Source organism: Nocardiopsis coralli (genome assembly GCF_014892575.1).
Taxonomy (GTDB): domain Bacteria; phylum Actinomycetota; class Actinomycetes; order Streptosporangiales; family Streptosporangiaceae; genus Nocardiopsis; species Nocardiopsis coralli.
On record NZ_JADBGI010000042.1, the window covers coordinates 1 to 21,287 of the forward strand.

At 73.4% G+C, this 21,287-nt stretch carries 16 protein-coding genes and 2 riboswitches; of the genes, 3 read left to right on the forward strand and 13 right to left on the reverse strand.

All coding sequences use genetic code 11. The annotated features are described in order from the left end of the window. The coding region (locus IDM40_RS27075; RefSeq protein WP_193124921.1) for an HNH endonuclease signature motif containing protein at positions 1–548 on the forward strand (548 nt) is incomplete at its 5' end. A 1,446-nt stretch (positions 549–1,994) separates the two neighbouring features. Here IDM40_RS27075 and IDM40_RS27080 read toward each other — a convergent pair. The 4 genes from IDM40_RS27080 to IDM40_RS27100 all read right to left on the reverse strand — a co-directional run bounded on the left by IDM40_RS27080 (position 1,995) and on the right by IDM40_RS27100 (position 8,935). Next, on the reverse strand, positions 1,995–3,029 hold the full coding sequence (locus IDM40_RS27080) for a cobalamin biosynthesis protein (protein WP_407940053.1): 1,035 nt from the start codon (positions 3,027–3,029) through the stop codon (positions 1,995–1,997). 130 nt (positions 3,030–3,159) lie between these two features. Next, complete coding sequence (locus tag IDM40_RS28480) at positions 3,160–6,102, reverse strand: cobyrinate a,c-diamide synthase (protein ID WP_235997994.1); 2,943 nt, start codon at positions 6,100–6,102, stop codon at positions 3,160–3,162. An 80-nt stretch (positions 6,103–6,182) separates the two neighbouring features. Then, positions 6,183–6,797 carry a cob(I)yrinic acid a,c-diamide adenosyltransferase gene (gene cobO, locus IDM40_RS27095; RefSeq protein WP_193124922.1) on the reverse strand — a complete coding sequence of 205 codons (615 nt, stop codon included), beginning with the start codon at positions 6,795–6,797 and terminating at the stop codon, positions 6,183–6,185. After that, positions 6,797–8,935, reverse strand: a complete 2,139-nt coding sequence (locus tag IDM40_RS27100; protein ID WP_193124923.1) for a VWA domain-containing protein — start codon at positions 8,933–8,935, stop codon at positions 6,797–6,799. The genes cobO and IDM40_RS27100 overlap by 1 nt, the downstream gene beginning before the upstream one ends. Before the next feature lie 44 nt (positions 8,936–8,979). Further along, positions 8,980–9,125, reverse strand: a riboswitch (cobalamin riboswitch). A 31-nt stretch (positions 9,126–9,156) separates the two neighbouring features. On the opposite strand from IDM40_RS27100, the gene cbiE reads away from it, so the two are divergent. Next, positions 9,157–10,395, forward strand: coding sequence for a precorrin-6y C5,15-methyltransferase (decarboxylating) subunit CbiE (gene cbiE / locus IDM40_RS27105; protein ID WP_193124924.1), 1,239 nt, complete (start codon positions 9,157–9,159; stop codon positions 10,393–10,395). Between the two features lie 299 nt (positions 10,396–10,694). Here the strand turns inward: cbiE and IDM40_RS27110 are convergent, their stop codons facing one another. The 4 genes from IDM40_RS27110 to IDM40_RS27125 are packed head-to-tail and all read right to left on the reverse strand — an operon-like array spanning position 10,695 to position 14,681. Then, entirely contained in the window at positions 10,695–11,447 is a 753-nt protein-coding gene (locus tag IDM40_RS27110) for a cobalt-precorrin-4/precorrin-4 C(11)-methyltransferase (protein ID WP_193124925.1), read from the reverse strand. Beyond that, positions 11,444–13,036: a precorrin-2 C(20)-methyltransferase gene (locus IDM40_RS27115; RefSeq protein WP_193124926.1), complete on the reverse strand. Its 1,593-nt coding sequence runs from the start codon at positions 13,034–13,036 to the stop codon at positions 11,444–11,446. The genes IDM40_RS27110 and IDM40_RS27115 overlap by 4 nt, the downstream gene beginning before the upstream one ends. Further along, on the reverse strand, positions 13,033–13,698 hold the full coding sequence (locus IDM40_RS27120) for a precorrin-8X methylmutase (RefSeq protein ID WP_193124927.1): 666 nt from the start codon (positions 13,696–13,698) through the stop codon (positions 13,033–13,035). The genes IDM40_RS27115 and IDM40_RS27120 overlap by 4 nt, the downstream gene beginning before the upstream one ends. Beyond that, positions 13,695–14,681: a nitrite reductase gene (locus IDM40_RS27125; RefSeq protein ID WP_193124928.1), complete on the reverse strand. Its 987-nt coding sequence runs from the start codon at positions 14,679–14,681 to the stop codon at positions 13,695–13,697. Before IDM40_RS27125 ends, IDM40_RS27120 begins: the two co-directional genes overlap by 4 nt. Before the next feature lie 54 nt (positions 14,682–14,735). Then, positions 14,736–14,957, reverse strand: a riboswitch (cobalamin riboswitch). A gap of 146 nt (positions 14,958–15,103) precedes the next feature. On the opposite strand from IDM40_RS27125, the gene IDM40_RS27130 reads away from it, so the two are divergent. Then, a complete protein-coding gene (locus IDM40_RS27130; RefSeq protein ID WP_193124929.1) occupies positions 15,104–15,691 on the forward strand; it encodes a Uma2 family endonuclease in 588 nt (195 codons plus the stop codon). A gap of 45 nt (positions 15,692–15,736) precedes the next feature. Here the strand turns inward: IDM40_RS27130 and IDM40_RS27135 are convergent, their stop codons facing one another. The 5 genes from IDM40_RS27135 to IDM40_RS27155 form a co-directional block, all read right to left on the reverse strand. Next, complete coding sequence (locus IDM40_RS27135; RefSeq protein WP_235997992.1) at positions 15,737–15,961, reverse strand: PLD nuclease N-terminal domain-containing protein; 225 nt, start codon at positions 15,959–15,961, stop codon at positions 15,737–15,739. Positions 15,962–16,193: 232 nt separating this feature from the next. After that, complete coding sequence (locus IDM40_RS27140) at positions 16,194–18,017, reverse strand: ATP-binding cassette domain-containing protein (protein ID WP_193124931.1); 1,824 nt, start codon at positions 18,015–18,017, stop codon at positions 16,194–16,196. Continuing rightward, positions 18,014–19,936: an ABC transporter ATP-binding protein gene (locus IDM40_RS27145; protein ID WP_193124932.1), complete on the reverse strand. Its 1,923-nt coding sequence runs from the start codon at positions 19,934–19,936 to the stop codon at positions 18,014–18,016. The genes IDM40_RS27140 and IDM40_RS27145 overlap by 4 nt, the downstream gene beginning before the upstream one ends. 112 nt (positions 19,937–20,048) lie before the next feature. Next, a complete protein-coding gene (locus IDM40_RS27150) occupies positions 20,049–20,549 on the reverse strand; it encodes a hypothetical protein (protein WP_193124933.1) in 501 nt (166 codons plus the stop codon). A gap of 194 nt (positions 20,550–20,743) precedes the next feature. Continuing rightward, entirely contained in the window at positions 20,744–21,247 is a 504-nt protein-coding gene (locus tag IDM40_RS27155) for a hypothetical protein (RefSeq protein ID WP_193124934.1), read from the reverse strand. Between the last annotated feature and the right edge of the window lie 40 nt (positions 21,248–21,287).

The following is a 21,287-nucleotide window of genomic DNA, read 5'->3' on the forward strand; positions in this document are numbered from 1 at the left end:
AGCCGGGCGCCGAACCGGGCCCCGACCCCGGCGGCGGTGACGGCGCCACCAACACCAACACCGGCCCGCCCTCCGCCACCACCGATTTCCCGGGCTACTCCGGTTTCCCCGGTGTGCCCGTCTCCTCCGGTGTGGCTGTGACCGAGGACGGCAACGTGCTGGCCCTGTCGGCGGTGCGTGCGATGGCGCCGACGGCGCAGATCCGCCGGTTGATCTTCGACGACCGCACCGGCCTGCCCCTGGACCTGGGCCGCGCCCACCGCCTGGCGCCCGGTTACCTGCGCACCGCCGCCTTCGCCGGGCACACGACCTGTGCCTGGTCGGGTGGGTGCGATGTGCCGGTCTCGCAGTGCGAGGCCGACCACATCACCGAGTTCTCCCACGGCGGCGAAACCAAGGCCACCAACCTCCAGCCCCTGTGCTCGACCCACAACCGCGCCAAGTACCGCCGCTCGAACGGTAAGAACCCCACCGGCGGTGCCGAAGGCGGCGCCCACGGCGGCTCGGGTGCTGAGGTCACCGACGCCGCCAACGCCGACGACGGCTAGACCGGCACCGGCTGGACCGGCACGGGCTGGACCGGCCGGGCCCCTCCGCGGGCCAGCTGCGAGCCCGAGCCCAACCGAGGCCCGCCGAGACCTACCCTGACCGTCGGAGAATCTCCGAACCTGGATCCGGTGATGCCCGCTGGGGCGGCGACTGCCGCAACTGGCCCCGCCGAGACGCATGGCCCACCGCCCACCACGCACCGGGCACCGGGCACCAGGCCCCAGACACCGCTTCCGGAGCATCTCCATCGAAGGCCCAACACATACCCACCCACGGCGGCGGCCCGGACTCTGTCCCCACCGGGCCCGATCGCACGTGAGCCTGCTCCTGGCCCGAGCGGCCGCTCCCAGCGGTTGATAGTGCCCAATTGAGCACCTGAAAACGTTGTCAGCGCCCTTATGAGCACTACCAACAACACAGAAGCGAGCATCCCCCTCTCGCCACCACCAGAAAGCAGGGCGCGAGCGGGCTATCGAGTGACCGGTGACCAGTCCGCCCGGGCCCCGACAGGAGGACACCCGCACACGTGCCACCCCCGACACTCAATGCTCAGCCGGGAGTGCCGGGGCCGGGAGGACACCCGCACACCCGCCACTCCCCGACACACAATGCTCGGCCGGGAGTGCGCGGGGCGGCTTGTGCTTCCGCAGGAGCGAGCCACCATGCCCACGCCTGAACCGTTGGTCGCAATGAAACACCCAAGGGGGATAGCAGTGACCACCGTTCTTTTGGCTGCGGGCGGGGGCCTCGGGGGTGAAGGGGGTTCGTCGATGCGGGTCGGGTCAGCCCGGCGAACAGGGCCGGAACGCACACCCCGAGGCGCCCCGAACAACCACGCACAACGCCGCCACCCTCACCGCTCAGAGAAAGTGTCGGGGGTGGCGCCGACGTGGGTTGCGAGAAGGCCCGGCCGGGCTACGATCCCGATCCCCGACGAACCACCACCCCCGAGGCAACACCACAGAAAACCCCGACAACACCCCGACAACAACGGACCCCGACAACACCGGAACCCAGCCGCTCCCCACAACTCAAGTGCAGATCAGCGCCCCCGAACCTGAGTTCCGCCCTGTCCCGACCGCGAAACAACGCTGGCCGTGAACCGCGTCCATCTGGGTNTCCCCGACGAACCACCACCCCCGAGGCAACACCACAGAAAACCCCGACAACACCCCGACAACAACGGACCCCGACAACACCGGAACCCAGCCGCTCCCCACAACTCAAGTGCAGATCAGCGCCCCCGAACCTGAGTTCCGCCCTGTCCCGACCGCGAAACAACGCTGGCCGTGAACCGCGTCCATCTGGGTGCGCGGCCGACGGTGACGGACTCTCCGAAGGCGACTCGGAAGGAGCGGCCGAGCCACGTGAGGTCCGCGGGATGCATGCGCCGCATGTGATGTGTGAGGCACATCGAGGGGACGGGGGTGTGGGACGTGACGCGCCTAGGAGGCGTGCCTTGCGCGGGCTGCGGCCAGAGCAACGGCGGCACCCGCCGCGACGACGGCAGCGCCGGTGCCGACACGGCGGGCCAGCGCGGTACTGCGTGGGACGTCCCGCGGCTCGGCCGGGCGCCCGTGTCCGAGTTCCGGCCGGTGCTCGGTCCGGTCCCCGTACCGGTTGGTCCCGCCGAGCCGGACCTCGAGCGCACCCGCGAACGCCGACTCCACCACCCCTGCGTTCGGGCTGGGATGGCGTGCGGCGTGGTCCCGCCAGGCACGCAGCGCCTCACCCGCCCGGCCCGGTGCGGAACCCGCGGCGAGCACCCCGCTCAGCCGCGCCCCGGGATGGTTGAGCAGGTCGTCGAGGCGGGCCGAGGCCCAACCGAAGCGCTCGTAGCGCGCGTTCCGATGCCCGACCATCGCGTCGAGCGTGTTCGCGGCGCGGTGGGCCAGCAACCCCGGAACCCCGGCCGCGGACCCCCACACCAGCGGCGCGACCACGGCGTCGGACGTGTTCTCCGCGACCGACTCCACCACCGCGCGGGCCACCTGGGACGCGTCGAGCGTGCTGGTGTCCCGCCCCACCAGAGACCTCAGGCGCTCGCGTGCACCCGGCAGGTCGCCCTCGTCGAGCAGGTCCTGCACGGCCGTGGCCTCACGTTCCAGGGAACGCCCGCCCAGCACAGCCCACGTGGCCACCGCCGTCACCGCGGCGCGTGCGAGCGGACGCCCCTCGGTCGCCCGTTCCGCGGCGGCCCCGATCCCGGCGGCCGCGCCCACCAGGACCGAGGTGTGCACCGCGCCGCGCGCACGGGAATCGGCGTACAGACGGCGTTCCAGCGCGGCCGCGGCGGTACCGAACCCCGCGACCGGGTGGAACCGTCGAGGGTCGCCCAGCACCCGGTCGGCCGCGTACCCGAGCAGGAGCCCGGCCGCCCGGGCCCCCGCCATACGGCCGGTCGGGCGGTCCGCGACGTGCGCATGCGCGCCGGTCCCGTGTGCACGCGCGGGCGCGGTACGCCCACCTGCGTTCGTCATGCCTTCAGGGGTGCCCTTCGTTCTCTCACGTGCGCCGACTGCGCGAGGCCGTCGTCATGCGCTCGTGGCTCGTGGCCCCTGGCTCGGGGCCTGCGTGTGTGGACCGGTCCCGGACCGTTGCCCGCCCCGGTCAGGCGCGTGCGGCCCGCACCTTCCCCTGTGGTACCTGCGGGGCCCGGTCCGTGCCCGGGAGCTCGGCCAGGGCGTCGAGCAGGCGCCGGGTGGTCTCCTCCGGACGCACCGCCACCCGGATCCAGGAGCCGTCGAGCCCGGGGAAGGTGTCCGCGCGCCGCACGGCGATGCCCCGCTCCCGCAGGAACCCGTGCCCCCCGTGCCCCACGCGCACCAGCACGAACGGCGCACGCGACGGCACGAACACGATCCCCGCCGCGCGCAGCCCGTGCTCGAGCGCCGCGCGTTGAGCGTCCAGGGTCCGGGCCCGTTCCTCGGCCTCTGCGGTCGCCCGCGCGTCGGTGCACGCCACGGTCGCGGCGATCGAGGGCGTGGAGACCGACCACGGCGTCTGGAAACGGGCCAGCTCAGCCACCACGTCCGCATCACCGACGACGTATCCGGCACGCAGCCCCGGGATGGACCAGTGCTTGGTGAGGCTGCGCAGGACCACCAGCCCGGGCAGGTCCTCACCGGTCAGCGACTCGGGCTCGCCCGGAACCGCGTCCATGAACGCCTCGTCCACGGCCACCACACGCCCCGGACGGCACAGGCGCCGCAGGGACTCCGCCGGATGCAGGACCCCCGTCGGGTTGGTCGGGTTCCCGACGACCACGAGGTCGGAATTCTCGGGGACGGTGTCCGGGTCGAACGTGAAACCGCGCTCGGCCGGGCAGTGCACGGACGTGACCGTGTGCCCGGCCTCCTCCAGGGCGGCGTGCGGCTCGGTGAACTGCGGGTGCACGACCACCGGCCGCCGCCACGCGCGCACCCGTGCGAGCAGGGTGAACGCCTCGGCCGCGCCCGCCGTCGGCAGCACTTCGTCGACGGATCGGCCGTGCCGCCGAGCGATCGCCTCGCGCGCGGGTGCCGGATCGGGGTAGGAACCCACACCGTCGAGGCTGTCGTGCAGGGCCCGGTCGAGCCACGCGGGGCGCGGGCCGGCGTAGACGTTGACGGCGAGGTCGAGGAGGCCGGAACCGGTCTCCTGGTCGCCGTGGTGCCGCAGCGGTTCGGCGACCGGAGCGGCGACGGGTTCGGTGGAGTGTTCCGTCGCCGGGGCCGTCCGATCGGAGGTGCCGGAGGGCGTCCCCCCGAGTTCCGCGCGCTGCACGCCCCCGCGCTCGAGGTGGTCCGGATCATGGGTCTGAGTAGACACGGACGCAGACGTGGTCGCGCTCGGGGCCGATGCGCTCGATGGGGCGCGCGTGCCCGCGGGGGCGGGCATTGCCTCTGGGACCCCTGCATCTGCGGGTCCGGCCGGAACCGGGGCCGCCGGGCCGCCGCCGTCGGCTACATGCTCGGCACCGCGCACAGCCTCGGCACTGTGTACGGCCTCGGCACTGTGTACTGCCTCGGCGAAGCGGACCGCCAGGTGCGGGTGTCCGGCCCAGTGAACGTGCAGGTACGAGGCGTGCAGCGTCGCAGACGCGTGCCCCTCGACCGCCCCGTCGATCTCCCAGGCCGGAGAAGCCGCGGAGGCATCCACGCCCCCGGCAGTATCCGTGCTCTCACCGAGATCAGCGCAGACACCGGACTCCACGCTCGCCGAAGCATTCATCCCCGCGCCCGCAGCCGCGCGTCCGTCGGCACCTGCGTCTGCGGGGGCACCCGCCCCCGCGCTCGATGTGTCATCCGATGCGGTACCGGCATCCGCGACACCAGATCCCGCACCCGCGGAGGCCCCGGCACCCAAGGCACCTCCACCACCACCGGCCCCGGGCGTCAACCGCGTCCGGTGGAACTCGTGTCCGGTCACCCGCTCGCCGGCCCGCGTCAGCAACGTGTCCGCGGCCGCGACCGCCTCCGGGTACCGCAGCGTCAGCCGCTCGCTCATCCGCGCGTCCGCGGCCACCGCCCCGGCCATCGGTTCGCCGTCCAGGGTCCGGGCCAGGTACAGCATGCCAGCGCACTCGGCGACCGTCGGAACCCCGGAACGTACCGCCTCCCGCAGCTCGCCCAGCAGTGCACGGTTGGCGGCCAGCTCACCCGCGTGCACCTCGGGGAACCCGCCGCCCAGGTACAGCCCGCACGTGCCCGCCGGCAGCGCGGTGTCCTCCAGCGGATCGAAGACCTCGACGCGGCACCCGGCCGCCGTCAGCAGCTCCTCGGTCTCGGCGTACCGGAACGTGAACGCCCGCCCGCCGGCGACCGCCACCACGGGCCGCGAGTCGGTCGGCCTCGTGCCCGCGACCGCCTCCTCCGGCGACCACGGACGCCCCTCCAACGCGGGCGCGGCACGGGCCACGTCCATCACCGCGCCCAGGTCCACCTGGCGCGCGACCTGCTCGGCCATCCGCTCGACCACCGCCGCCGCGCCGTCCCGCTCGCCGGCCGGAACCAGCCCCAGGTGGCGCGAGGGCGTGGCCAACCCTTCGTCGCGGCCGATCACACCGAGCACCGGCAACCCCGTGGGTTCCAACGCGCGCACGATCTCGGCGGTGTTGCGTTCCGAACCCGCCCGGTTCAGGATCACCCCGGCGACGTGCACCGCCGGATCGTAGGAGGCCATCCCGGCGACCAATGCGCCCGCCGAACGCGACATCCGCGCCACGTCCACCACCAGCACCATCGGGGTGCGGGTCAGGGCCGCCACGTGCGCCGACGACGCGAACCCGTCCGTGCCGAGCCGCCCGTCGTGCAGGCCCATGACACCCTCGAGCACCGCCACGTCCGCCCCGCGCGCCCCGTGCATCAGCAGCGGCGCGACACGTTCCTCCCCGACCAGGTGCGGGTCGAGGTTGCGGCCCGGGCGCCCGGTGGCCAGCGCGTGGTAGCCCGGATCGATGTAGTCCGGCCCGACCTTGTGCCCGCTCACGGCGAGCCCGGAACCGCGCAGGGCCGCCATGAGCCCCGTCGCGACCGTCGTCTTGCCCTGCCCGGTCATCGGCGCGGCCACCATGAACCGGGGGAGGGTGGTCACGCCGGGCCCCGGGCCCACGCCCGAACCCGAGCCGGAACCCGAACCGGGGTCCGGGCACGTCACCACTCGATGCCCCGCTGGCCCTTGCGTCCGGCGTCCATCGGGTGCTTGACCTTGCCCATCTCCGTGACCAGGTCGGCCACCTCCATCAGCCGCGGGTCGGCCCGCCGCCCGGTGATCACCACGTGCTGGCGCCCCGGCCGGTTCGCGAGGGTCTCCACCACGTCGTCGACGTCGATCCACCCCCACACCAGCGGGTAGGTGAACTCGTCCAGCACGTACAGGTCGTGCCGCTCCTCGGCCAGCCGGCGCTTGATCTCCGCCCAGCCCTCCGCAGCGGCCGCCGCGTGGTCCTCCTCGCCGTCCTTGCGGCGGATCCACGACCACCCGGAACCCATCTTGTGCCACTCGACAGGGCCGCCCTCGCCGGTCTCCTCGTGCAGCTTCCCGAGGCGCTCCAGCACGGTCTGCTCGCCGATCCTCCACTTCGCCGACTTCACGAACTGGAACACACCGATGTGCCACCCCTGGTTCCAGCTGCGCAGCGCCAGCCCGAACGCCGCGGTCGACTTGCCCTTCCCGTCACCGGTGTGCACGGCGAGCAGCGGCTGGTTCCGGCGCTGTCGGGTGGTGAGCCCGTCGTCGGGGATCACGGACGGCTGGCCCTGAGGCATCAGGCGGCCCTTTCTCTTACGGCGGTGTTGAGTGCTTCGGCGTTGACCTCGCCGACCGGAAGGTGTTCGGCGCCCAACCGGGCGGAGAGCCCGAGGGCCAGGCCCAGGCGCATCGGCCCGGACTCGCTGTCGACGACGACGGAGGAGATCTCCTGCCCGGCGATGTGGTCGGCCGCGGCCAACGACCGCTCGACCGCGCCGCGCGCCCCGGTGGCGCGCCCGTCGGTGACCACGACCAGCAGGGGGCGGAGTCGCGGGTCGCGCCGCTGCTCGCGCCGCAGCACCCGGTCGGCCTCCAGCAACCCCTCGGCCAGGGGCGTGCGTCCGCCGGCGGGCATGTCCTCGAGCCGGGCCGCGGCCACGTCCACCGAGTTGGTGGGCGGCAGCACCAGCTCGGCCTGCTGGGCGCGGAAGGTGATGAGCCCGACCTTGTCGCGCCTCCGGTAGGCGTCCAGCAGCAGCGACAGGATCGCGGTCTTGACCTCGCTCATGCGTTTGCGTGCGGCCATTGATCCGGACGCGTCGACGCAGAACAGGATCAGGTTGCTCTCCTGCCCCTCGCGCACCGCGACCCGCAGGTCCTGGGGGCGGATCCGCATGCGCTCGCCCTCCCGAGGTGCGGCGGCCGCGGCGCGCACGGTCTCCACCAGGTGCAGCGAGGACCCGGATCCGGAACCGGGCGGGGCCGCGCCGATGCGGCGCCCGCGCCTGCCCACCGCGCGGCTGCGCTTGCCGTCGGCGCCCTGCCCCGCGCCGCGTACCGACAGTTTGCGGGCGCGGTAGGGGGCCGCGGAACCGACGGTGCTGGTGGCGCGGTCGGACGACGGAGGCGGCGGGCCTGCGTCCTCGGGGCCCTCCTCGGCGTCCTGTTCGGTGTCGGTGTTCGGGGGCGCATCGGTCTGCTCGGCCTCAGCGCTCTGATCCGGGCCGTCGGGGTTCTCCGGCCCTTGGGCGTCGGGGCCCGGGTCCTGCGGACCGTCCTCCGGAGGCTGTTCCTGCTGTTCAGGGCTCTGCGAGGGGTCGGTGTCCTCGGGCTCGGACGGCTCGTCCGGGTCGTCCGGCGACTCCGGGGGCTGCGGCGGTTCCGGCGGGTCCGGCGGCGGGTCCTCGTCACCCAGGACCCGGTCGAGCAGCTCCTCGTCCAGCCCCGGGGCGTCGAACGGGTTGCGCCGGCGGCGGTGCGGGAGCGTGAGCAGGGCCGCGCGCCGGATGTCCGCGCGCGTCACCGTCTCCCGGCCCGCCCAGGCCGCGTGCGCGACCGCCGCGCGGGAGGTCACGATGTCGGCGCGCAGGCCGTCCACCTCGAAGGCCGCGCAGACCTCCGCGATCTTCAGCAGCGCGGCCTGCGACAGGTGCACACGCTCGACGGCCCCGCGTGCCTTCGCGATGCGGTCGGCGAGCGCCTCCTCGGCCTCGTGGTACCCGGACGCGAAACCCCCGGGGTCGGCGTCGTAGGCCATCCGGCGGCGCACCACCTCGGCGCGCGCGGACGGGTCGGTCGGTGCGGTCACCTCGACGGTCAGCCCGAACCGGTCCAGGAGCTGGGGGCGCAGCTCGCCCTCCTCCGGGTTCATGGTTCCGATGAGCAGGAACTTGGCCGCGTGCTCCACCGAGAACCCGTCGCGCTCGACCGTCACCCGGCCCGTCGCGGCCGCGTCCAGCAGCAGGTCGACGAGGTGGTCGTGGAGCAGGTTGACCTCGTCCACGTACAGGAGCCCGCGGTGGGCGCGCGCCAGCAGCCCGGGTTCGTAGGCGACCTTGCCGTGGGTGAGGGCCTGCTCGAGGTGCAGGGAGCCCAGGACCCGGTCCTCGGTGGCGCCCACGGGCAGGTCGACCAGGTTGACCGGGCGGCTCTCCACAGCGGTCCCGGGGCCGAACGGGCCGTCGGGGGAGTGCTGGGAGGGGTCTGCGGGGTCCACGGAGAACCGGTCGCCCCGGTAGACGTCGACCGGGGGCAGGAGGGAGGCGAGGGCGCGCACGGCGGTGGACTTCGCGGTGCCCTTCTGCCCGCGCACGAGCACACCGCCGATGTCGGGGGAGACGCTGGTGAGGACGAGCGCCAGCCCCAGGTCGTCGAGCTGCTCGGTGTCGCAGCCCACGATCGCGGAGAAGGGGTAGTGCGCAGGCCGCTGAGGCATGGTGAGGCTCCCGCTCGTGTTCGCCGTCGGTAGGAGGGCGGGCGCGAGGCCGGTCTTCGGACTTGCCGGGTCCCCTCGTTCGGGGCCCGGTTCACCGCAGCGGGCCTGTGCCGGACTCTCACCGGCTTCCCAGATTCTCCCCGGTCACCGTCCCCGCCGTTTCCGACGGTTGGGAACCCGGAGCACCTCGTGCCTGTGCCCGCCACGATAACGTCACGCCCATGACGGTCGACACGCGCCCTCCTGCCAGGCCCCTGATCACCGTGGTCGGGGCCGGTGCCGAGGGCTGGGACGGGCTCCCCGAACGCACGCGCCGCCTCGTCCTGGACGCCGGCACGGTGCTGGGCGGGCGACGGCACCTGGCGATGCTGCCCGAACGGTCCGGACAGCGGCGGGAGCCCTGGCCCTCGCCGCTGCGCGAGGGGTTGCCGGGGCTGTTGTGGGGGCTCGGGGACGAGGACGGCCCGGTCGTCGCGCTGGCCTCGGGCGACCCGTTCGTCTCCGGCATCGGCACGACCCTCGTCGACCTGCTGGGGCCCGACGCGGTGCGTGTGGAGCCGGCCGTCTCCTCGGTCTCCCTCGCCCGCGCGCGCATGAACTGGCCCGCGGAACGCTGCACCGCTGTGAGCCTGGTCGGTCGCGATGCCCGCCTGCTCCTGCCGCACCTCGCCCCGCGGCGCCGGCTCCTGGTGCTGTCCTCCGGGCCCGAGACACCCGCGCGTGTGGCCGCCCTGCTGACCGGCGCCGGACACCCCGCGTGCCGGATGACCGTGCTCGCTGACCTGGGCGCGGGGCAGGAGTCCCGTATCGAGGGGACCGCCGAGGACTGGTGCGCCGCGCCCCCGGACGGCGTTCCGGCCCTGCACGTGCTCGCCCTGGAGACCGTGGACGGCGCCGGGTACGGGATGGCGCCGGGCCTTCCCGACGACGCCTTCGAACACGACGGGCAGCTCACCAAGCGCGACCTGCGGGCGTCGGCGCTGGCCCGCCTGGCGCCGTTCCCGGGCGGGCACCTGTGGGACGTGGGGGCGGGCGCCGGTTCGGTCGGAATCGAGTGGATGCGCACGGACTCTTCGTGCACCACGACGGCGGTCGAGGCGGGGGAGGAGCGTGCCGCCCGGATCCGGCGCAACGCCGGGGCGCTCGGGGTTCCGGGGCTCGAGGTGGTGCACGGGAGCGCCCCGGAGGCGTTGGAAGGGCTCGCTGTGCCCGATGCGGTGTTCCTGGGCGGGGGAGCGACCCGGCCCGGGGTTCTGGACGCGTGCCTGGACGCGCTGCGGCCCGGCGGGAGGATCGTCGTGCACGGGGTGACCCTCGAGACGGAGCAGCTGCTCGCCGACGCGTACCGTGCGCGCGGCGGGGAGCTCACCCGGATCGCCGTGGAGACCACCGCGCCCGTCGGCACGTTCACCGGCTGGACCCCCGCGCGCACGGTCACCCAGTGGGCCCTGACCCTGTAGAGCCTCTTCCCGGGCGGGGCCCTCGGTCCGAACCGAGGCCGAGAGGGAATCGTCTTCCTGGCCACGCGCCACTCAACGAACGCGAGGGGTAGGGTTTCCCCTTCAAAGCCACGCGCAGGCGTCCGTCCCCGCGGGGTGGGGCCTGAGAGATCACGTGCCACCCACACGCAGGCCTTCGGCTCCGAGGGCCGGGACGCCTTCAAGACCACGCTCCGACCAAGAAGGGCCGTCGCAGGGGTCCGTGGCTCATGCTCACCGGAGCCGCCGACCCTTCCCCTCCGCCGTCCGTACCCCTGCCGCTACCCCTGCCGCCCGCGGGGCCGGTCCGCCGCGTACAGGAACGACTCGCCCCCGCCCCGCGGCGCCAACGCCCGCCCCACGAGGATCACCGCGGCCTGCCGGAACCCGGCCTCCTCCACCGCGTCCGCGATGTCACCCACGGTCCCGTGCAGCACCGCCTCCTCCGGCCCGCCGACCCGGTGCGCGACCACCACAGGGCAGTCCGCCCCGTACTCCGGCTCGATCCGCTCCATGAGCCCCCGCACCCGCCGGATCGCCAGGTGCAACACCAACGTGGCCCGCGTCGCCGCGAACGCCTCCAACGACTCCGTCTCCGGCATCACCGTCGACCGCGCCTGCGTCCGCGTCAGCACCACCGACTGCGACACCAGCGGTACGGTCAACTCCCGCCCCACCAGCGCCGACGCCGCCGCGTAGGCCGGCACCCCGGGCGTGACGTCCCACGGAACCCCGTGCGCGTCCAGCCGCCGGGTCTGCTCCGACAGCGCCGAGTACACCGACGGATCCCCCGAGGTCAGCCGCACCACCTCCGCGCCTTCGCCGTGCGCGGCAACCAACCGCTCCGTGATGAGGTCCAGGTCCAGGCCCTGGGTGTCGACCAACTCGGCCCCGGGGGCACAGTGGTCCAGCACTTCCGGATCCAGGTACGTGCCGGGGTAGAGCACCACGTCCGCGGCGGCGAGCATGCGGGTGGCGCGCACGGTCAGCAGGTCGGCGGCGCCGGGGCCGGAGCCCACGAAGTGCACGGTCACGGGCGCACCGTCCCTTCCGTCCCGCGCGGGTCTTCCGCGACCGGCTCCACCCACCGCGGGGTCCACACACGCCCCGCCTCCGACACCCGGGTTCCGGACGCACCGATGATCAACAGGCACCGCATGTCCACGGAACCCGGATCCAGTGCGCCCAACGTCGTGACCTCCAAGGACTCTCCCTCGCGCCCGACGCTCCGGCCCACGACCACCACCGTGTCCGGATCCCGGTGTTCCAACAGCACCTTCTGCGCCGTGACGATCTGCTCCGTCCGCGAGCGCGACGCCGGGTTGTAGACCGCCAGCACCAGGTCGGCCCCGGCGACCGCGCGCAGTCGGCGTTCGACGACCTCCCACGGCTTGAGCCGGTCGGACAGGCTCATCACGGCGAAGTCCCCGCCCACCGGCGCCCCCGCCCGGGCCGCGACGGCCTGCACCGCGCTCACCCCGGGCAGCACCCGCACCGGAACATCGCGGTACACCGGGTCCTCGGCCGCCTCGAACACGGCCGTGGCCATCCCGAACACACCCGCGTCCCCGCCGGAGACCACCGCGACACGTTCGCCCTTCCGGGCCAGGTCGAGGGCGAGGCGGGCGCGGTCGATCTCCACGGTGTTGCCGGACGCGTGCCGGGTCAGGCCCGCGCGCTGCGGAACCCGGTCCACGTAGGGTCCGTAACCCACCACGTGGTCGACCCCGGCGAGCTCGTCGGGGACCTCGGCGGTGAGCCAGTGGTCCGGACCGGGGCCGAGGCCGACGACCAGGAGTTCCGCGGCCGGATCGCCGGGGACGTCGGTGCTCTCGGACCCGGCCTCCGAAGCCCCAGCCGTCCCAGCAGCACCGGAACCGCCCGACACCCGCGAGCGCCTCCCGTTCCGGCTGTCCCCGGTCACCAGGATCACCGAGAAGTACGGCACCGACGCCGGGTCGACCTCCGCGACCGGCATCCGGCGCTCCTCCTCCATCGACGCCCGCTCCACGTACACCGCGTGCTCCAGCCGCCCGGCGGCCTCCAACGCCCGCCGCACCGCAGGGAACGTGCGCCCCAGCTTCATCACCACGGCCGCGTCGGTGTCGGCCAACCGTCGCGCCAACTCCGGCTCCGGCAGGGTTCCGGGAAGCACGGTGAGCACGTCGGTCTGCCGCGCCAACGGGGACTCCGCGGCCGAGGTCGCGGCGGCGAACGCGGGGATGCCCGGAACGATCTCCGTGGGGTAGCGCTCCGACAACCGGTCGTGCATGTACATGTACGAGCCGTAGAAAAGCGGGTCGCCCTCGGACAGCAGCACGACGTCCCGCCCGGCGTCCAGGTGCTCGGCCAACCGGAGCGCGGAACGCTCGTAGAAGTCGGCGAGCGCGCCCGTGTACCCGCCCGGGTGGTCGGTCTTGCCCGTCGTCACCGGGTAGGTGAGCTCCTCCTCGATCGCCGCCGCCGGGACCAGGTCCGCGGCGATCCGGCGGGCGTTCGAGCGTTTGCCCGCGCCCGCATGGTAGGCGACCACGTCGGCGCCGGCGATGAGCCGGGCCGCCTTGAGCGTGATGAGTTCGGGGTCCCCGGGGCCGACGCCGACACCGTGGAAGCGGCCGGTCACTCCTCCTCCTTCGCGAGTGCGTTCAGGGCCGACGAGGTCATCGCGGACCCGCCGCGACGGCCCAGTGCGGTCACGTACGGGACGTCGATGCCGTGCCGGTCGGCGAGCTCGGTCAGCGCCTGCTTGGACTCCGCGGCGCCGATGAACCCGACCGGGCAGCCGACGATCGCTGCAGGTCGTGGACCCCCGTCGATCAACATCTCCATGAGGTGGAACAGGGCGGTGGGCGCGTTCCCCACGGCCACCACGGCCCCCTCCAGCTCCTTCTCCCACAGGGACACCGCTGCAGCCGACCGGGTCGTGCCCCACTCGCGCGCGAGTCCGGGCACCCGTGGGTCGGACAGCAGGCACCGCACGTCGTTGCCTGCGGGCAGACGCGCGCGGGTGACCCCCGCCGCGACCATGCCCGCGTCGCACAGGATCGGCGCCCCCGACACCAGGGCCTTCCGGGCGGCCGTGACCAGCCGGGGGTGGACCACCAGGTCGGCGGCGAGGTCGACCTGCCCGGTGCCGTGGATCATGCGCACGGCCAGGCGTTCGGCATCCGCGGGCAGGTGGTCGAGCGAGGCCTCCCGCCGGATCGTCGCAAAAGAGTCCGTGTAGATCGCGGGGCCGTCGTCGATGTACTCGTAGTGCCGGTTCGGTCGGCGGGGGTGCGTCAAGGTCTACCTCCGGGGGCGTGGACGCCGGGGTCTGGGGCGTGCGGGTCGGCCGGGCGAACGAGCACACCGCGCCACGGGGTCACCACGAGCGCGGAAGCGCCCGCGGCACGGGCCTCCTCGGCGAGTGCGTCGGCGGCGGCGCGGTCCAGGCCGGCGTCGGGAACGGGAACGTGCCGGCCGCCCCCGGGCACGGGGCCGTAGGGGAGCGGCGGCGCGGGGGGAGGCGATCGCGGGTCGGGTGGGACCGGTGCGGTGAGCGGGTCGGGGAGTTCGGTGACGTGCCACGCGGCGGAGGGGCCGTCCCCGCGCAGTTCCAGGAACCGGTCGGCCAGCGCCACCAGCGCCTCGGCCGCGTCCTCGAACGCGACGATCGGGCCCCACCCGTCGCCCACACGCAGCTGGGCCCAGTGCTCGTCGAGCGCGACCAACCCCAGGTCACAGGTGCGTTCGAGCAGGTCCCCGCGGCCGTCGTCGAGCACGAACAGGAAGCGTCCGGGCAGCCGGGCCCGGTGCGGAGCGGCGCGCAGGAGCCGGTCGAGCTCGGCGGCCACCGGACGCAGGTCCGCGCGCCCGCCCCACAGGCCCGTGCCCGGGGAGACCATGACGTTGCGCACCAGTTCGTGCGTGCGGGACGGGAGCAGGCCGGTGGCCTCGAGCGCGTCGACGGCCTCCGGGGCCAGGCGGGAGGACGCAGCGGGGGCGGGAGCGCCCGGGACCTCGTTCCGGTCGGGCCGGGCCTCCTCGCTCGGGAACCCGCGCAGCTGCAGGTTGGCCCGCACCGTGACGTGCACCCGGCCGTCCCCGTAACGCTCGGCGGCCCCGACCAGCGCCTGCAGCGATTCCACCGGCAGGTGCCCGCCGATGATCCGGAGCCGGACCAGGAGGCCGTCCTCCGCCGCCCACGGACGCAGCGCACCGGGGCAACGGTCGCGCCGCTCACGCGGGCCGGGGTGGCCCGGTGCCGGTCTGCCGGTCGGGGGCATGGACGTCCTTCGAGTCAGGGGGCTCCTGCGCGTGGCCCACGGTTGACCCGGCGGTGGGTGCCGCCGGTGCCAGCAGGTCTTCGGACTCGGGGTCGACCGGGTGCGGAACGCCTTCCCGGGGCCGCGCGGCCCCAGTGGCCGTCCCCGGGGCACCTGGTCCGGTGCCGCCCGTGGGGACGTGTCCGCCCGTCGCCCTCACCGCTGCGCGTCAGTCCCGGATTCGCACCGGGTTCCCTGCTCCATCGGGTGGAGTTCGACTGGCCCGACGAGGTTACCCGGTGCCCGGCTCCCCACGTCGCGCAGGCCCCCGGCCCGGAACCCGGGTTCCGGTCATCCGGCCCGTACGGTCTTTCCCCGTTCTCCCGGCACGACGGGCCCGATCCCGCGATACTGGCGCCCATGAGCGCGGCAGGATGTCTGTCATGACGATCGGGGAACCGGGCACACCCGAACGGCCGTTGACCGTGGACGATCTCGAGCACACACCGGAGGACGGACGCCGGTACGAGCTCGTCGACGGGCGGCTCGACGTGTCACCCGCACCGAAGTTCATGCACATGCGTGTTGCCCACCGTCTGAGCACGCACCTGGACAACCTGTGCCAGGGGCGCTTCGAGATCGGGGAAGGGCCGGGCATCAACATGTCCCCGGACGGGACCCACCACCGCATCCCCGACCTGGTCGTCCTGGACCACGAGGTCGAGGACGACTACATCGATGTTCCTCCTCTGCTGGCGGTCGAGGTGGTCTCCGCGAGCAGTGTCATCAGGGACAGCCACACCAAACGCGCGGAATACTCGGCGTTCGGGATCCCCTCGTACTGGATCATCAACCCGCTGGCCGACAAGGTGGCCCTGAGCGAGATGCGCCTGGAGAACGGGGTCTACCGCGACGTCACCCAGGTCTACGGGGAGGACGTGTTCGAGACCGAACACCCCTTCCCCGTCCGCCTGGTTCCGCACTGGCTGACCGCGAGCGGACCGTGGCGCGACCGCATCGGCGGGGAGTGAGGACGGTCTCCCCCGGGCGTCCGCCCGCACACCGCCCGTGCGAGCTCATCCCGCGCGCGGGCGCCCGATGACGAACCACAGCAGGGCCCCGATGAAGGGCGCGAGGAAGATCAGGATGATCCAGACGACCTTCATCCCCAGGTCCATCCGCGCGAACAGCACGCTGAAGAACGCGGCGATGATGAACACCACCACCGCCAGACCCAGCAGCAGCGATCCGAGGAGCAGGGCGATCCCCAGTGCGTGCTCGTCGACGGGGAGGTCGCTCATCATCAGGGGCATGGTGTTTCCGTTCCAGCTCGGGGGCTTCGATCAACACCCCTCACGCTAGGAGCGCGCCCCTTGCCGCCACCTCCCCCTGCAGGACGGATCGCGGTGTCGACCGAGGTGGGGGACGGGCGTCCCGGGAGCGGCCGATCGTGGGACCCCGCCCCTACTTTCGTCGGTGGTGCCCGGCGGCCCCGCGCCCCGCCCCGGGCCGCTCGCCCCGTCGGTCCTACGCTCACGGATCCGCCGTGTACGCACGTTCCTGGATCCCGTACAACCCCGCGTACCGCCCGCCGATCGCCATCAGCTCCGCGTGCGTGCCCGACTCCACGATGCGCCCGCGCTCCATGACCAGCACCAGGTCCGCCCCCGCCACCGTCGAGAACCGGTGCGAGACCACCACGGTCACCGTGCCGGTCCCGCGCGCATGCGTCCGGGCGCGCTCCATGTACCGGCGGAAGATCGACTCCTCGCTCGGGGCGTCCAGCGACGCGGTCGGCTCGTCCAGCACGAACAGCAACGGATCCCGCCGCATCGACGCCCGCGCCAGGGCCGCCCGCTGCCACTGCCCCTCGGACAGTTCGATCCCGCCCAGCCGCCGGCCCAACTGGGTCCCGGCCCCGTCGGGGAGCCCGTCCACGATCTGCTCCGCGTCCGCCTCCCGGACCGCCTGCGCGACGGCCCCCGGCTCGTGCATCCGGTCCAGGTCGCCGATCCCGACCGTCTCCCCGAAGCTCAACTCGAAGCGCCCGAAGTCCTGGAACGCCGCGCTGCACCGCGCCCGCCACCGCTCCGTCGACACCCCCGCCAGGTCGCGCCCCTCCACCCGGACCGCCCCGGAGTCCGGCCGGTACAGCCCCAGCAACAGCTTGACCAGCGTCGTCTTGCCGGAGCCGAACTCACCCACGACCGCTACCACCGCCCCCGCGGGCAGGCGCGCCGAGAGCCCGTCCAGCGCGGGGCGGTCCGTGCCCGGGTAGGTGAAGGAGACCCGGTCCAGTGCCAGCCCTTCGGCCAGGGACCGCGGCGGTTCCTCGGCGGTGCCCTCCCTCGCGAGCTCGCCGGCGACGTGGTCGCGCAGCCACAGATACGGTTCCACGACCCTGCGGGCACCGGCCGTCTCCGCCGTCGCGGTCACCGTTCCGCGCACCGTCTGTCCCAGGCTCACCGCCAGCATCACGGTCAGCACCAGATCCCCGACGGTTCCCGTGCCCTGCGAGGCCTGCACGATCACCAGCGCGATGCCGCCGGCGAAGGCCGCCACGAACACCAGCCACCCCGCGAAGGTCCACGCCGCCGCACGGGCACGCGCCCGGAACCGCACCCGCTCCGTCTCCAGCCAGGCCTTCTGCCGCAGCCCGTCCAGCCGCGCGTCCGCCCCGCTCACCCGTGTCTCACCGCCGCCGGTCACACCCGCGACCGTCTCGAACAGGTCCTGCTGCAGGCGGTGGTTCTCCGCGCCCTCGACCTCCGCCCGCCGGACGAGCGCCTGGCCGCGGCGGTGGGTCCACAGGGGCACGGCCGCCAGCGGGATCAGCGACAGAAGCAGCGGATGCACTGCGCCCAGGAGGACCACGGTGACCAGGAGCTTCAGTACGTGGGAGGCGGACAGCAGCACGTTCCAGACGCTGCGGCCGATCTGCCCGGTGCCGCGCCGCACGATGTCGACCCGGTCGAGCACGTCCCCGCGTTCCAGGTGGGCGATCCCCGGGACGGATGCGATCGCCCGGTGCACGCGGGGATGCACACCCATGCGCCCGGTGCGGTCGGCGACAGTGGTGAGGACCTCCCCCGTCACGGTCTGGAACGTCGACGTGAGCGCGTGGGCGACCGCCACACCCACCGCAGCGGCGAGCGCCACCCCGGCCGTTCCCGCCGCCGTCGCGTCCACCGTGGCGCGCAGGGTCAGCGCCACCCCGGGGACCGCCACGACCGACAGGGCCAGGACCACCAGCGCCAGCACGGTCAGCCCGGGGGTGCACCGCCACGACAGGGTCAGCACCTCCCACCACAGGGACGGGAGCCGGCGCCACAGCGGGCTCTGGATCGAACGGGTCATGCCGTGTCACCCCTGTCCGCTTCGGTGGCCCTGTTGTCGTTCCGGAACCGGGCGGCCTGCGTCTCGAACAGGTCCGCGTACGTGCCCCGCAACGCCATCAACTCCGGGTGCGTGCCTTCCTCCGTGATGCGCCCTCCGTCCAGCAGCACGATCCGGTCGGCCCGGCGCACCGTCGACAAGCGGTGGGAGATGAGCACGATCCCCGCCCCGTCGCGCCCGTCGCGCTCGGCGCGCTGGTCCGCCAGCCTCTCGAAGAGCCGGAACTCGGTCCGCACGTCCAGGTGCGCGGTGGGTTCGTCCGCCACCAGGAACCGCGCCCCGGCCCGCACCCCGTACAGCGCGCGGGCCAACGCCACCTGCTGCCACTGGCCGCCGGAGAGGTCCACCCCGCCGGTGCGCCCGCGCGAGAGCGGGGTGTCCCAGCCCGCGGGCAGACCGGCCACGATGTCGGCGAGCCCGGACGTGCGGGCCACATGCTCCAGGTCGGCGTCGCCAACCTCGTCCGGGCCGGTTCGGCCGAGCCCCTCGGCCCCGGACCCCCGTCCGTCCGGCCCCCGCCCCAGGACCACGTTCTCGCGCACCGAGAGCGGGTACCGGTCGAAGTCCTGGAAGATCACCGACAACAGCGCCCGCCACTGCCCCGGATCCACCGCCGCGAGATCCGTTCCGTCCACCGTGATGCGCCCGTGCGTGGGGCGGTACAGCCCGCACAGGAGCTTGATGAGCGTGGACTTCCCGGCGCCGTTGAGCCCAACGACCGCCAGGAGCTCGCCCGGACGCACCGTCAGGTCGACGCCCTCCAGCACCATGCGCTCCGATCCCGGGTAGCGGAACCCGACGCCCTCGAACCGCACCTCGCCGACCGCCGCCCCGGGCGCGGCCACGCGCTGCGCGGGTGCAGAGCCCGCCGACTCGATCTCCGACGCCAACCGGTCCGTGGCCCGCAGGTCCCGCCCCGCGCCCGCCAGTTGGTACAGGTCCCAGCCGTTGCCGAGCAGCTGGAACAGGGTCGCGCCGGCCGCCAGCACCGCCGTCTGCGTCGCCACCGTCGCGGCGCCCTCCAGCGATCCCAGTGTGACCAACAGGTAAGCCGGAACCAGCCCCACCAGCACCAAGACGAACATCAGCCACTCGACACGGAGCCGGTGCTCCACGTGCCGCCACAAAGGGGCGTTGGACTCTCCGAGCCGGGACTGCATCCGGTCGACCATCCAGTCCCGCAGCCCGAACACCCGGATGTCCTTGCCCTCCGCCGCCGACACGTTCGCGCGCCGCCACACGTCCACGTGCTGCTCACCGCCGATCGCCGACACCCACGTCGCCGCCCCCGCGACCGCGAGCCGGTACCGCAGGACCACCGTGACCAGCGCCGGAACCAGAACGATCGGAACCAGCCACCACGCGAACGACGCCAGTACCGCGCACGTGACGGCCACGCCCGCCAGCCCGGCTGCCACCCGTACCGCCGCCGTGGTCCCGTCGCCCGGGGTGGTCTCCACACCGTGCTCCGGGTCTGCGCGCACCTGCCGGATCAGGGCCTGCGTCTGCGGGGCCTCCAACGTGCCCAGCTCGGACGGTTCCCGCACCATTCGCGCCACCCGGTCGCGGTGAGCGCCGTCTATGCGGGAGGAGACCAGGTACTCCAACGGTTCGGCGGCCGCGTCACCCAGGTGCCCCGCGAGCATCACCAGAGCCAGGAACCCCAAGGGGAGTAGGGCCGCCGTGACCGTGCCGGTGTCTCCCGCCCCTGAGAGTGTCCCCACGAGCGCCGCGAGCGCGACCGCCGTCACCGGCGTGACCAGGCGTTCCATCAGCCGGACCGCCACCAGCGCCACCGCCGGTACTGCACCTGCGTCTCGAAGCCTCGCCAGGATCCGCGCGAGCGTGCGCAGCGTCCCGGTCCCGTGCGTGGGCCCCATGGCGACTCCTCGTCCTCGGGGGAAGAAGGTCGCTCATGCCTACCAGCGCCCGCGGCCGCAGACCCGGGTTCTGACCGCTACCGGACATGGCTCCCCGAGCCGCACGTCGGGTTCAGCGCAGGATCTCGATGAGCAGCACCCATGCCTGCGCCAGACCGCCCACTACAGATGCGATGACGGCGACAGGAAGCCAGTAGAGACCGCCCAGCGACCCGGTGAGAACCCCGACGCCGGCCAGGACGATCGAGCCCGAGAGCAGTACCGCAGGCATGACGGGGGCGATCAGCCACTCCGCCAACGTGCGCTCCGTCGGACGTGAGGACGGCCAGGTGGCAAGGCCGAGGATGGCCCCGCATACGAGACCGATGGCCAGAAGCGAGGATCCGACGACACTCGCCGGTGTCTCGGGGATCAGTAGGACCACGGAGAAGACGAGGGGCGTCGTCAGTGACACCAGCGCGACGATGACCCGCCGCGGCAAGGTGTCGTTGGCCAGGATCGGCTGGATGTTGATGGAGACGGCCACGACGAGCAGGCCTGCCAACGCGGCGCTGGCGCCGATGACGGCGACACCGAAGTCGCTCCACTGGGTGGTGTCGACGGCCGCGCTCATATCCGAATCCTTCCGTCGGCACCGGGAGCCCACCGGTCGTTCCGAGCGACACGACCCTACGGGGCCTCTCGACCGCGCCCTCACATGGCCGAGCCACGGGTGTGTCGGGCCCTGGTCACGGGCGGGCCCCTGCATCCCGAGCACATGTGAACGGACCCGGGACGGCCGGGGCCGACCGGGCCGACGGGGCGCCGCTAGTTCAGGACCCGCGCACGCAGTGCTTCGAGCCTGCGGAGATCCTGCTGGAACCCGCCGTCGGCCTGCAGGTCCTCCAACCGCCGGAAGAAGTGCTCACCCGCGCTGATCATGTGCGCGTAGAAGTTGCGCTCCTCGACCCCGGCGGCGGTCCGCCCGCCGCGGATGGGGGTTTCCACCGCGACGCTGAGTGTGTCCTGCCGTACGCGCTTGAGCACCAACCGCATGCCCGAGAGTCGGAGGGTGGATGACCCCTGGGCTGCTAGTTCCTCGAGGGTGTTGACGAGCAAGCCCCACATGAAGTCGATGTCGTCCCACATGTCGCGCGTGAGCAGGGGTTTCCCACCGATCGTGAGCTCCATGGAGCCCTCTATGTAGATCTGGCCCCGGAGAGGGCTCGACCAGTCCTCGATAGGGATGAAAGCGAGGTCCCGCTTGCCCTTCCTCACCTTGCCCTTCTGCATGAGGAAGGAACGGACCTCAACGGGGGTCGGGGGGATCATGCGCGCTCCAGGTGGACTTCAGCATCGTGGAGAAGACCGG